Genomic DNA, 12,709 nt, shown 5'->3' on the forward strand with positions numbered 1-12,709 from the left:
CCGGCACCACCAGGAGACATCGCATGCAAGGCCAACCCGAATACAGTGGCGGCTGCCAGTGCGGCGCGATCCGCTTCCAGGTGCGTGGCGCGCTGACCGACAGTTCGATCTGTCATTGCCGGATGTGCCAGAAGGCCTTCGGTGCCTACTACGCACCGCTGGTGTCGGTGCGTGGCGTGCAGTTCAGCTGGACCCGTGGCCAGCCGCGCTATTTCCAGTCCTCCAACGTGGTGCGCCGGGGCTTCTGTGCCGACTGCGGTACGCCGCTGAGCTACGAGGCGCCGGACGGCGTGGCGGTGGCGGCCGGCGCCTTTGACGAACCCGAGCGCCTGCCGCCGACGATCCAGTACGGGGTCGAGCGCAAGCTGCCGTTCGTCGATACGCTGGCCAGCCTGCCGGCCCGTCGTACCGAGGAAGACATCGCGGCGCTGGAGTTCCTGGCCACCATCGTGTCCCATCAGCACCCGGACCACGACACGCCGCACTGGCCGCCGCGCAGCCGGTAACGCCCCTGTAGCGCCGAGCCCAGGCTCGGCTGGCAGGTCGCCGCGGCCTCAGCCCGGCAGCGAGCGCAGGCTCGGCTCAACAGGGGCCCCGCCGCAGCGCCCGGCCCGCCGATGCTCTACCATAGCCACCCCCTTTCCGGTCCCCGCCCGCATGAGCAAGAACAGCCAGTGGATCGTCGGCGTCAACGCCGTCGCCTCCTCCATCGAGAACGACGCCGAGAACGTCCGCGAAGTGCTGGTCGAGGCCGGTGCGAAGAACCCGCGCCTGACCGAGATCGAGGAAAACGCCCGCCGCAAGGGCATCGACGTGCGCAAGGTGAACAGCCAGGCGCTGGACGGTGTCGGCGGTTCGGTACGCCACCAGGGCGTGGCCGCGCGCTATGCCGCCGCCCGCACTTACAGCGAGAACGAGCTGGAGGGCCTGGTCACCGCAGCCGAGGGCAAGGCCCTGCTGCTGGTGCTGGACGAAGTGCAGGACCCGCACAACCTTGGCGCTTGCCTGCGCTCGGCGGCTGCCGCAGGCGCCACTGCCGTGATCATCCCCAAGGACAAGTCGGCCACGGTGAACGCGACCGTGCGCAAGACTTCGGCCGGTGCCGCCGATCTGATCCCGGTGGTGGCGGTGACCAACCTGTCGCGTTGCCTGAAGGACCTGCAGAAGCAGGGCGTGTGGATCTACGGCCTGGCCGGCGAAGCCACTGCGTCGCTGTACCAGCTGGACCTGAAGGGCAACATTGCCTTGGTGCTGGGTGGCGAGGCCGATGGCCTGCGCCGCCTGACCCGCGAGAACTGCGATGGCCTGGTCAAGATCCCGATGCCGGGCGAGATCGAGAGCCTGAATGTTTCCGTCGCCGCGGGCGTCAGCCTGTTCGAGGCCGTGCGCCAGCGCGGTTGATTTCGGGGTCGGATCTCTTTTCCATGTGCCGTGTCGACCAAGGTCGACACCTACCGGGCCGTTGCTGTGTCGACCAAGGTCGACACCCACCGGGCAGTCGCCAACCTGGGTTGGCGCCCTTGCCGCCTCACCCCGCGCTGCCGCCCAGTGCCTTGAACAGGGTGACGTCGTTGTTCAGCTGGCCCTGGCGTACGCGCGCCAGCGACAGCTCGGCATCACGCCGGGTCTGCTGGGCCTCCAGCCAGGTGCGCAGGTCGGTGGCACCTACGCGGTAGCGCACTTCCTGCGCGCGCTCCACTTCCACTGCTTCGTCGTACGACGCCTGCGAGGCCGCCACCTGGCGCGCCAGCTGCTCTCGTGCCGACAGCGCGTTGTCCACTTCCGACAGCGCGGTGTACAGCGTCCTGCGGAAATTGGTCGCGGCGATCTGATAGCTGGTGCCGGCGATGTCGGTATCCAGCTGTGCGCGCTGCAGGTTGAGGAACGGCAGCGACAGGCCGGCGCCCAGCGTGGCCACCGGGTTGCGCAGCACGTCACCCAGCGACGTTGCACTGGAGCCGAGGCTGCCGGTCAGGCTCAGCGCCGGGTAGTACTGGGTAGCGGTCACCTTGATGGTCTTCAGGCTGTTGCGCAGGCGAAGTTCGGCCGCGCGCAGGTCGGGACGGCGGCCGAGCAGCTCGGCCGGCAGGCCTTCGTTGATCCCGGGGCTGCGTGCGCCCAGCAGGTCCTGCGGTTCGTCCTGCTGCGGCCAGGGCGTGCCGTCCAGCAGCACGGTCAATGCATTGCGCACCTCCACCCGCTGCTGTTCCAGCGCGCTCTGCGAGGAACGCTGCGACTGCAGGTTCTGCAGCGCCTGGCGCACTTCCAGGCGCGATACCGCACCAGCGTCGAAGCGGGCCTGCACCAGGTCGCGGGTGCGCTCCAGCCGCTCCAGGTTGGCCTGGCCGGTGGCGATGGACTGGTTGAGATAGGCCAGGTTCCAGTACTGGGTGATGGTGTCGCCGATCACCAGCAGCGCGGTGTTCTGCCGGTCTTCCTCGCTGGCCTCGGCTTCCCAGCGGGCGATGTCGCGCTGGGTGCGCAGACGGCCCCACAGATCGACCTCCCAGCCCAGCGAGACGCCGGTGGAATAGCTGCGGCGCCAGTCGTCGGCCTGATCGGTGGCGCGGCTGGCATTGCCGCTGACGCCGGACGACGAAGGCTGCGGCCACAGCGCATTGCTGGCCAGGCCGGCCTGCAGGCGCGACCGCTGCACGGCCAGGCCAGCGGCGGCCAGATCGCTGTTGGCGGCCAGCGCCTGCGCCACCAGGCGGTTCAGTCGTTCATCGCCGAAGCCCGTCCACCAGCTGTCCTGGCGGATGTCGCGGCCCGGTGTATCCAGGCTGCTGCGCGGGTCGTCGGCCGGTGCGTTGAGGGTGGCATCGCCACGGCCGTAGCTGGCCGCCACATCGGGGGCCTGCACCGGGTAGCGGCCCACCGAGGCACAGCCTGAGAGGGCAAGCAGAACAGCGCCCACCAGCAGCAGGCGCGAGGGAGCAGGGAAGGGCAGTCGGGTCATCATCTTCATTCGCGGGCCAGGGCCTCCACCGGGTCCAGCTGCGCGGCGTTGCGCGCGGGCAGGAAGCCGAATGCCACGCCGATCAGGGTCGAGCAGGCGAACGCGGCAACGATCGAGGCGGTGGAGAACAGCACCTGGAAGTCACTGGCGAAGCGGCCGATCATCGAGCCCAGCAGCAGGGCCAGGCCGATGCCAAGCAGACCACCGAGCAGGCACACCAGCACCGCTTCGATCAGGAACTGCTGGCGGATGTCACTCTGCCGTGCCCCCACCGCCATGCGCACGCCGATTTCGCGGGTACGCTCGGTGACCGAGACCAGCATGATGTTCATCACGCCGATGCCGCCGACCAGCAGCGCGATGGCGGCGATGGCGCCGATCAGCAGGGTCATCGTGCGCGTGGTCTGCTCGATGGTCTGGCGGATCTCGGCGCTGTTGCTGAGGAAGAAGTCCTCGGTGCCGTGGCGCAGGGTCAGCAGGCGGGTGATCGCTTCCTGCGCCGCATCCATCGGCGTGTCGTCGTCCACGCGCACGGTGATGCTGGAAACGTGGCTCTGGCCGAGCATGCGCGACATCACCGTGGTGTAGGGCACCCACACGCTGAGGCTGGTGCTGCCACCAAAGCCGAAGCTCTGGCGCTTGGCCACGCCGACCACGCGTGCCGGTACGTTGCCGAGCAGGATCACCTGGCCGACCGGATCGACATCGGGGAAGAACTGGGTCTGGGTGTTCTCGTCGATCACCGCCACCTGGCCGAGGCCCTTCACCGCGTCGGTATCGAAGAAGCTGCCGCTGAGCAGGGTCACGCCCTTGACCCGGAAGAACTGCTCGCCGACGCCACTGACCTGGGCGGTGGAGGACTGGTTGCGGTAACGCGCGGTGACCGAGGTCGACACGCTGGGGGTGGCGCTGTCCACGTAGCTCTGCTTTGCCAGTGCATCGGCATCGCTGGCCTTGAGCGTCTGCACCCGCGCCGAGCGCATGTCGCCGAAACCACGGCCGGGATAGACGTCGATGGTGTTGGTGCCGAGCGCGCTGATGTTCTGCAGGATCTGCTGCTGCGAGCCATTTCCCAGCGCCACCACCGAGACCACCGAGGCGATGCCGATGATGATGCCGAGCATGGTCAGGAAGGTGCGCAGCCGATGTGCGTTCATCGCCAGCAGGGCCATGCGGAACGCTTCGGTGAAGCGGTCACGGGCCGCCTGCCAGCTGTTGCCGCGGGCCACGCCGGTGCTGGCCTCGCGCTGCGCGCGGTAGGTCGGTGCGTTCGGATTGGTGCGGTCGGCGATGATCTCGCCATCGCGGATTTCGATGATGCGCTGCGCGTGTTCGGCCACGCTCATGTCGTGGGTGACGATGATGATGGTGTGGCCTTCGGCGTGCAGCTCGCCGAGGATCGCCATCACTTCCTCGCCGGATTTCGTGTCGAGCGCGCCGGTCGGTTCGTCGGCCAGGATCACCTCGCCGCCGTTCATCAGCGCACGTGCGATCGACACGCGCTGCTGCTGGCCACCGGACAGCTGGCCCGGCTTGTGGTGCATGCGGTCGCCCAGGCCCAGCCGCTGCAGCAGCTGCTGGGCCTGGGCGTTGCGCACTGCGCCCGGGCTGCCGGCATACACGGCCGGTACCTCCACGTTGCCGCGCGCATCCAGGTCGCCCAGCAGGTGGTAGCGCTGGAAGATGAAGCCGAAATGCTCGCGGCGCAGTTCGGCCAGTTCATCCGGCGCCATCCTGCCGGTCTCGCGGCCGGCCACCTGGTAGCTGCCGCGGGTAGGGCGATCGAGGCAGCCGAGGATGTTCATCAGCGTCGACTTGCCCGAGCCGGACTGGCCGACGATCGCCACCATCTCGCCGGCGTGGATATCCAGGTTGACGTCGCGCAGGACGGCGATCACATCATCGCCTGCCGGGAATTCGCGCCGCAGGTCGCGCAGGCGCAGCAGCGGCGCCTTCGTGCTCATCGGCGCGGACCCATGCCCGGGCCGCCGACCCGCATCTGCATGCCGCCGCGGTTGCCGCCGCCGGCGCTGGCACCGGCCGCACCGGCTTCGCCCACCACCACGCGTTCGCCTTCCTTCAGCCCGGACAGGATTTCGGCCGAGGCGCCGTTGTTGATGCCCACGGTGACCTTGCGCGGTTGCGGCTGGCCCTTGTCGTCCAGCACCCTCACCATGCGCTCGTCGCCGCGGCGCTTCGGTCCCAGCGCCACCGCCGGCACCATCAGCACGTCCTTGGCCTGCTTGAGCAGTACCGAGACCTGCGCGGTCATGTCGATGCGCAGCGTGCCGTCCGGGTTCTCCACGTCGAACAGCGCGTTGTAGTAGACCGCGCTGCTGGAGCTGGAACTGGAGGAGCTGCTGGAACTGGACGAGTTTTCATTGGCGATCGAGGCCGGCGCCGGATTGATCTGGCGCAGCGTGGCGTGGTACTTGCGGTCCGGGTCACCCAGGGTGGTGAAGTACACCGGCATGCCGGCCTTGATCTTGACCACGTCGGCCTCGGAGATCTCGGCATTGACCGTGACCACGTCCAGCCGCGCCAGCATGACGATGGTCGGCGCGGTCTGGTTGGCGTTCACCGTGCGGCCTTCCTCGGCCACCACCGCCACCACGGTGCCATCCATCGGCGCGGTGATGCGGGTGTAGGCCAGGTTGGCGCGGGCGGTGCCCAGCTCGGTCTGGCGGCCCTTGATCTGCGCCTCGTAGGACTGCAGCTGGGCACGGGCAGTTTTCAGCTGTGCTTCGGCGGCATCGTATTCCTGACGCGAGGTGGCCTCGGCCGCCAGCATCTGCTGCTGGCGCGCGAACTCCAGTTCGGCCTGGCGCAGGGTGGCCTGCTGAACGGCGCGCTGGGCGGTGACCTGGTCCAGCGAAGCCTGCGCGTTGAGCACCTGGTTCTGTTGGGTGGTGGCATCGATCTCGGCGATCAGGTCGCCTTCCTTCACGGTATCGCCCAGCTGTACCTTCAGCGACTTGATCTGGCCCGAGGCCTGCGCGCCGACGCTGACCAGCTTGTAGGCGTCGATCACGCCGGTGGCTTCCACGGTCTGCTCGATGCCGCCGCGGCTGACCGGCGTGGTCGCCACCGCCGGGGCGGCGGGTTTGCGCAGCAGCCACCAGGCGGCGACGGCCACGATGAGGGCGAGCAGGGCGATCAGTATCAGGCGACCACGGCGGGTCGCGGGCAACAGGCGGAACGTCACGTCGTGGCTTCACTCTCGGGGCCGCGGCGGCGGCGTTGGTGGGCATTGTGAAGACCGGGCGACAGGCGGCTCAATCCTCGGGGTATGTCTCTATGTAACACTGTCGGTGAATACGCGTAACCACAGGTATCCCGCTCATGGCTGGATACACTGGTACGCATTGCCCCGGATGCGGTTCAGCTGCCGACACGGGATGATCGCGACATGGAGACTGAAAACACGATGCATCGACTGCTGATCGTCGACGACGACAACGACATCCGCACCCTGCTGGCCGAGCAGCTCGGCCGTGCCGGCTACCAGGTGAGCACGGCCGCAGACGGCACCGCCATGCGCCAGCTGCTGGACCGCGAGCACGTGGACCTGATCGTGCTTGACCTCAACCTGCCGCGCGAGGATGGCCTGACCCTGTGCCGCGACCTGCGGGCGCGCTCGAACACGCCGGTGATCATGCTGACCGCGCGTGCCGAGCCGATCGACCGCGTGCTCGGCCTGGAAATGGGCGCCGATGACTACCTGGCCAAGCCGTTCGAACCGCGCGAGCTGCTGGCGCGCATCCGCAACGTGCTGCGCCGGACCGAGGCGCTGCCGGCCAACCTGAAGCCGCTGGCGGTGCGCCGTGCGCGTTTCTCGCGCTGGGTGTTCGACCTGGAGCATCGCCACCTGGTCGATCCGGACGATCGCGTGGTGGTGCTGTCCGGTGCCGAGTTCCGCCTGCTGCGCGTGTTCATCGCCCATGCCAACAAGGTGCTGTCGCGCGAACAGCTGGTCGCGCTCAGCAGCGGCCGCAACTACGAGGCGCAGGATCGCGCGATCGACCTGCAGGTCAGCCGCCTGCGCAACAAGCTGGGCGATGACGGTGGCCCGGATGGCCTGATCAAGACCGTGCGCAACGAAGGCTACGTGCTGGCCTCCTCGGTGAACCTGGAATAAGCCGTCATGAAGCGCCTGCGCCATTTCCTGTCCTCGATGGTCGGGCGGTTGTTCGTCATCCTGCTGCTGGGCATGAGCGTGGCTGCGATCGGCGCGACCATGCTGGCCACCTCCAAACGCCAGCAGGAATTCGAGCGGCAGAACCTGAACCGCATCGCCGACCGCCTGCAGGGCTACGTCAACCTGCTCGATGGCAATCCCGAACTGCGCGAACGACTGCTTGAGATCGGTGGGCCCAGCGTGCGTGCGCTGCAGCCCGGCGCGCGCCTGGGGCGGGCGGATACCGCACTGATGGAAGTCCTGGATGACCGGCCCGGCCCGGTGTCGCGCGCGCATGTGCATTTCACCTCGTTCCGTTCCTGCATTCCCAAGCTGCAGGATCTGCTGCCGCCACCGCCGCCGGGGCACCGACGGCATCCGCGTGAGCGCGATCCGGCCTTCATTCCGCCCAAGTGCCGCGCGGTCGATGTGACGCTCAACGACGGTACGTTGCTGAAGCTGGCGCTGGATTCGCCAGCAGTGGCCCACAACGGCATTCTGGCCGTGGACCCGTGGTTCCTGACCCTGCTGGTGCTGGCCATCGCGGTGCTGGCCTACATCGTTGCGCGCATGGCCAGTGCGCCGCTGCAGGAGCTGGCGGCGGCCGCGGAGGATCTCGGCGACGATCTGCAGCGCGATCCACTGCCGTTGCGCGGGCCGCGCGAGGTGCAGCGCGCCGCCGAGGCCTTCAATGCCATGCAGCACCGCCTGCAGCGGCACCTGGCCGAACGCACGCAGATGCTGGCGGCGATCACCCATGACCTGCAGACCCCGTTGACCCGACTGCGCCTGCGCCTGGAGAACGTCAGCGACGAGGTGCTGCGCGAGCGCCTGATCGGCGATCTGGCGGCGATGCAGGCACTGGTGCGCGAAGGCCTGGAGCTGGCCCGGAGCGCCGAGAGCGCCGAGCAGCGCGCCGCGCTGGATCTGGATTCGCTCCTGGAAAGCATCGTGGAAGACGCCGCAGAGGGTGGTGCCGACGTGGTCTTCGAGGGCGGCACCGGTGCGGTGCTGATGTTGCGCCCGCTGGCCATGCACCGGCTGTTCTCCAACCTGGTGGATAACGCCGTGATGTATGCCCACCGCGTGCGCGTGCGGGTGGAACGCAGCGGCGGCACGATCACGGCGATGGTGTCCGACGATGGCCCGGGCCTGGCGGAAGACCAGCTGGAGGCCGTGTTCGACCCGTTCGTGCGGGTGGAAACCTCGCGTTCGCGGGAAACCGGCGGCGCCGGGCTGGGCCTGACCATCGCGCGCGCCCTGGCCGAGAAGGATGGCGCGCGGCTATGGCTGCGCAACCGTGCCGAGGGCGGTCTGGAGGCGGTGGTGCAGTGGCCGGCCAGTGCGCAGGTGGTGCCGCCTGGCCGGCCCGGCTGAGCCCCGCCGGACGCACGCGATGACGCCGGGGCCAGGGTTTGGCCTATCATCTGCGCATCTCCCCAGTTTCTCCCCGATGAGTCAACCCGTTCCTGACGGCACGCCGTTCCGCGTTGCCCGGTCGTTCCCGCTTGCTGCCATGCCCTGCAGCCGTTACCGGCCACTGCCGCCGAGCTGATGGGCAGGTCAGGGGACAACGGGTGCTGGGTGGAGCGCCGCGTTTCGAAGGCCAGGCAGGCACTGCAGCGCGGTCTGCTGTGGGTGTTGCTGGTGCTGGCGCTGCCGCTGGCCGCGCAGGAGGGCGCGCCGCCGCTGCGCGACTACGCCATCGACGTGTGGACCTCGCGCAATGGCCTGCCGCACAACTCGCTGCGCGATATCGCGCAGACTCCCGAGGGGCACCTGTGGTTTGCCACCTGGGAAGGCCTGGTCCGCTACAACGGCCTGGATTTCACCGTGTTCGACCGCAGCACCCGCCCGGGGCTGCGCGACAACGGCATCGGCGCACTGCTGGTCGATCGGCAGGGAGGGCTGTGGATCAGTGATTCGCGCGGTAACGTCAGCCATCGTGGCAACGACGGCCAGTGGCGGGTCTGGGAGCATCAGGCCGACACCCCGCAGGTGCTGATCCAGTCCATGCAGATGGACAGCCAGGGGCGCCTGTGGCTGCTGTACGAAGGCAAGGGCATCGGCTATCTCACGCCGGACAAGGGCATCGTCTACCAGGCGCCGGCGGCCGACCTGCCGATGGCGATGAGCTTCACCAAGCTGGTGGTCGATGCGCAGGACCGGGTCTGGGTTGGCACGCTTGACGGGCTGGTGCTGCGCGACAACGACGGCGTGCTCAAGCGCGCGCCCGCGGCGTGGGGCCTGGGGGCCGGCACCGGCCTGTCCTGGCCGTACCGGGCTCCTGATGGCGCGCTGTGGATCGTCGCTGGCGAGCGCCTGTACCGCGTGGAGGACGATCAGCTGGTGCTGGTGCACCGGCTGCCGGGACAGCTGCACATGACCTCGATGCTGCAGGACCGGCACGGCGACCTGTGGCTGGGAACCGAGAACCAGGGCCTGCTGCGGATCTCGGCGCATGGTCTGGAACGATTGCCGGCCGGCCTGAACCTGCCGGGCGGGCGCGTGGTCAGCCTGCGCGAGGATGCCGAAGGCAGCATCTGGGCGGGGGCCAACGGTGGCCTGTACCGCCTGCGCGAAACACTGTTCAGCAGCTACACCGAGCGCGATGGCCTCAGTGGCGACTATGTGCGCACGGTGCTGGAGGACCGCGACCGCCAGTTGTGGGTCGGTAGTGCCAGTGGTCTCGACCTGCAGACACCCGATGGCCGCTTCCGCGCGGTTCCCCTGCACAACCGCGGCGGCAAGGCGCCATCGGTATTGAGTCTGGCGCAGGGGCCGGACGGCGACCTGTGGGTGGGTACGTTCGGCGACGGCGTTTACCGGCTGGACCGCGATGGCAGTCTCCGCCACAACTATGCGGCAGCCGACGGCATGCCGGGTGGCAACATCCGCGCGATCAGTGTCGATCCGCAGGGCAGGGTCTGGGCGGGTACGCAGAAGGGCGTGGTACGCATCGACGGCGACCGGGTGCAGGTGTCGACTGCCCCGGGCATGCCCGGTGGCCTCATCACCGCACTCGAGCATGACCACCAGGGCAACCTGTGGATCGGCACCATCGAGGGCATCCGCGTGCTGCGTGGCGACCACGTGCAGTCGATCGACCTGGCACCGATGGGCGGGGGCCGCAGTGTGTTCGGTTTCCACCAGCTGGGCGACGCGATGTGGATCAGCAGCGACCGCGGCCTGTACCGTTGGCTCGACGGAAAGCTGGCGCGCGTCGGCCTGGAGCAGGGCATGCCGGTGGATGCGGTGTTCCAGCTGGTGCCGGATCGTCTTGGCAACGTGTGGATCAGCAGCAACCGCGGCGTGCTGCGCACCGACATGGCGACCCTCAATGCCGTGGCCGATGGCCGCGCACCACGAGTGGTGGTGGAGCGCTACAACGAGATCGACGGCATGGCCAACGCGCAGGCCAACGGCAGCTCCGGGCCATCGGCCATCCTGCGCCAGGACGGCACCTTCTGGGTGGTCACCGCCGGAGGCCTGAGCACCGTCGACCCGCAACGCCTGCAGCGCTTCCGCGAGCGCCCATCACCGCCGGCAGCGATCGAGAGCGTGCAGGTGGATGGCGCACCCGTGCATTGGGAGGGCCCGGATCGCAACTACATTCCCGGCGGCCGACGTCTGGCGGTGAGCTATGTGGGCCTGAGTTACCTGATGTCGGACCGGATCCGCTATCGCACGCGGCTGGATGGCCTGGACACCGGCTGGGTCGAGCGCGGCCCGCAGCGTAGCGTCGAGTTCGTCGGCCTGCCTCCGGGTGACTACACCCTGCACGTGTCGGCGGCGCATCCAGGCGGGGCCTGGGGCCAGCAGGAAGCCGTGTGGAGCTTCACGGTGGAGCCGTTCTGGTGGCAACGCCGCAGCGTGCAGCTGCTGGGCGGGTTGTTGCTGCTGGCTGGGCTGGTGGTGCTGTACCGCCTGCTGCTGCAGCAGCTGAAGGCCAGCAACCTGCGCCTGGCACGGCGCGTGGACGAGGCAACCTTCGACCTGCAGGCCAAGACCGTGCACCTGCAGGCGCTGAACCAGGAAAAGACCGAGCTGGCCGAGCGCCTTGCACGGCAGGCCGAGGCCTTTGAGCGGCAGGCGCGCGAGGATGCGCTGACCGGGCTGGCCAATCGCCGTGCCTTCGATGAAACGCTGGCGCGCGACTTCGCCCGTTCACAGCGCAGCGGCCACCCGCTGTGCCTGGTGGTGCTGGACATCGACCACTTCAAGGACGTCAACGACCGCCACAGCCACAGCATCGGCGATGCGGTGCTGGTGCAGGTGGCCAGGCTGATCGCCGCGGCCTGCCGCGACTCGGACCTGCCCGCGCGTACCGGTGGCGAGGAGTTCGCGCTGCTGCTCAACGACACCCGCCTGGAAGAAGCCGCGCAGCTGTGCGCGCGCCTGCGCGGCCTGTTCCATGACCACCCCGACTGGGCCGGTGTAGCGGGCCTGCGCGTGACCTTCAGCGCAGGCCTGGTGGAACTGGATGCCGATGACCGCACCCCGGCGCTGCTGTACCAGCGCGCCGACCGCGCGCTGTACCGCGCCAAGAGCGACGGCCGCGATCGTACGAGTATTGGTTGATCGCATCCACGCATGGCGTGGATCTACTGGTGTTGTCGTACCAACCGGCGGTGCCGACCAACGGTCGGCACCCACCAGAGAAGTGCGGCTAAGCCCCCAGGGACGGGTTCACGGCGTCCCCCGCGAACCCACCTTGTCCGGCCCGACCGCTGATTTGCTTCACGCCACGAGGGGCTCCGCCGTTGGACGCTTCACCGCGGCCAGGCGTTGGCGATGGTGCAGAACAATCGTGCGGTCTGTTCGGTGTCATACACCGCGCTGTGTGCTTCGTTCGCATCCCAGCCCAACCCGGCGGCCGTGGCTGCACGCGCCAGCACCGTCTGCCCGTAGGCGATGCCAGCCAGGGTGACGGTGTCGAACACGCTGAACGGATGGAACGGATTGCGCTTGTGGCCGGTCCGGGCCACGGCGGCGTTGACGAAGCCCAGGTCGAAATGGGCGTTGTGGCCGACCAGGATCGCGCGCTGGCAGCCGTACTTCTTCATCGCCGCGCGTACCGGGGTGAAGATGTGGTCCAGTGCGGCCTTCTCTTCCTTGGCCAGCCGGAACGGGTGGTCGAGGATGATGCCGGTCACCTCCAGCGACTTCGGGTCGATCTCCAGGCCCTCGGCCGGCACCACATGGGCACTGGCGGTCTGGCCGGGGTAGAGCAGGCCGTTCTCGTCCATCTCGATGGGCACCGCGGCGATTTCCAGCAGGGCGTTGCGCTGGCTGTCGAAGCCGCCGGTTTCCACGTCCACCACCACCGGCAGGAAGCCGCGGAAGCGTTGTGACATCGCGCGCTGCGCCTGGGGGATTGCGGAATCGGAGGCGGCGGCAGGTGCGGGAGTGGGGTCATTCATGCGTGAATTCTATCAGAGCGGCCTTGAGCGTCCGGCCAGCCTTCTGTGCATGGTGGGCGTGTGTCGGCCAAGGTCGACACCTACCGGTGCACCGCGCGCCCAGGATTCCGGTAGGTGCCAACCTGGGTTGGCACGATGCGCGCCGACCAA

General features: G+C 68.6%; 9 protein-coding genes. 5 read left to right on the forward strand and 4 right to left on the reverse strand.

All coding sequences use genetic code 11. From position 1 onward, the window contains the following. Positions 1-23 precede the first annotated feature (23 nt). Complete coding sequence (locus tag AC5P5R_RS13225) at positions 24-506, forward strand: GFA family protein (protein ID WP_005408774.1); 483 nt, start codon at positions 24-26, stop codon at positions 504-506. A 151-nt stretch (positions 507-657) separates the two neighbouring features. Further along, entirely contained in the window at positions 658-1,401 is a 744-nt protein-coding gene (gene rlmB / locus AC5P5R_RS13230) for a 23S rRNA (guanosine(2251)-2'-O)-methyltransferase RlmB (RefSeq protein WP_005408775.1), read from the forward strand. Positions 1,402-1,528: 127 nt separating this feature from the next. Here the strand turns inward: rlmB and AC5P5R_RS13235 are convergent, their stop codons facing one another. From AC5P5R_RS13235 to AC5P5R_RS13245, 3 genes are read right to left on the reverse strand one after another with little or no spacing between them, the layout of a single operon-like run. Continuing rightward, a complete protein-coding gene (locus tag AC5P5R_RS13235; RefSeq protein WP_044569740.1) occupies positions 1,529-2,968 on the reverse strand; it encodes an efflux transporter outer membrane subunit in 1,440 nt (479 codons plus the stop codon). Continuing rightward, on the reverse strand, positions 2,965-4,923 hold the full coding sequence (locus AC5P5R_RS13240; protein WP_100438042.1) for a MacB family efflux pump subunit: 1,959 nt from the start codon (positions 4,921-4,923) through the stop codon (positions 2,965-2,967). Before AC5P5R_RS13240 ends, AC5P5R_RS13235 begins: the two co-directional genes overlap by 4 nt. Then, positions 4,920-6,164: an efflux RND transporter periplasmic adaptor subunit gene (locus AC5P5R_RS13245; RefSeq protein ID WP_049395298.1), complete on the reverse strand. Its 1,245-nt coding sequence runs from the start codon at positions 6,162-6,164 to the stop codon at positions 4,920-4,922. The genes AC5P5R_RS13240 and AC5P5R_RS13245 overlap by 4 nt, the downstream gene beginning before the upstream one ends. Before the next feature lie 204 nt (positions 6,165-6,368). Here AC5P5R_RS13245 and AC5P5R_RS13250 point away from each other — a divergent pair, with 204 nt between their 5' ends. The 3 genes from AC5P5R_RS13250 to AC5P5R_RS13260 all read left to right on the forward strand — a co-directional run bounded on the left by AC5P5R_RS13250 (position 6,369) and on the right by AC5P5R_RS13260 (position 11,717). Beyond that, entirely contained in the window at positions 6,369-7,097 is a 729-nt protein-coding gene (locus AC5P5R_RS13250; protein ID WP_329751634.1) for a response regulator, read from the forward strand. A 6-nt stretch (positions 7,098-7,103) separates the two neighbouring features. Continuing rightward, positions 7,104-8,513: an ATP-binding protein gene (locus tag AC5P5R_RS13255; protein WP_005408780.1), complete on the forward strand. Its 1,410-nt coding sequence runs from the start codon at positions 7,104-7,106 to the stop codon at positions 8,511-8,513. 177 nt (positions 8,514-8,690) lie between these two features. Further along, complete coding sequence (locus AC5P5R_RS13260) at positions 8,691-11,717, forward strand: ligand-binding sensor domain-containing diguanylate cyclase (RefSeq protein WP_049395297.1); 3,027 nt, start codon at positions 8,691-8,693, stop codon at positions 11,715-11,717. A gap of 191 nt (positions 11,718-11,908) precedes the next feature. On the opposite strand, the gene rnt is transcribed toward AC5P5R_RS13260, so the two are convergent. Beyond that, positions 11,909-12,559, reverse strand: coding sequence for a ribonuclease T (gene rnt, locus AC5P5R_RS13265; RefSeq protein ID WP_032965690.1), 651 nt, complete (start codon positions 12,557-12,559; stop codon positions 11,909-11,911). Between the last annotated feature and the right edge of the window lie 150 nt (positions 12,560-12,709).

Source organism: Stenotrophomonas sp. YJH_SMC_19 (assembly GCF_059367915.1).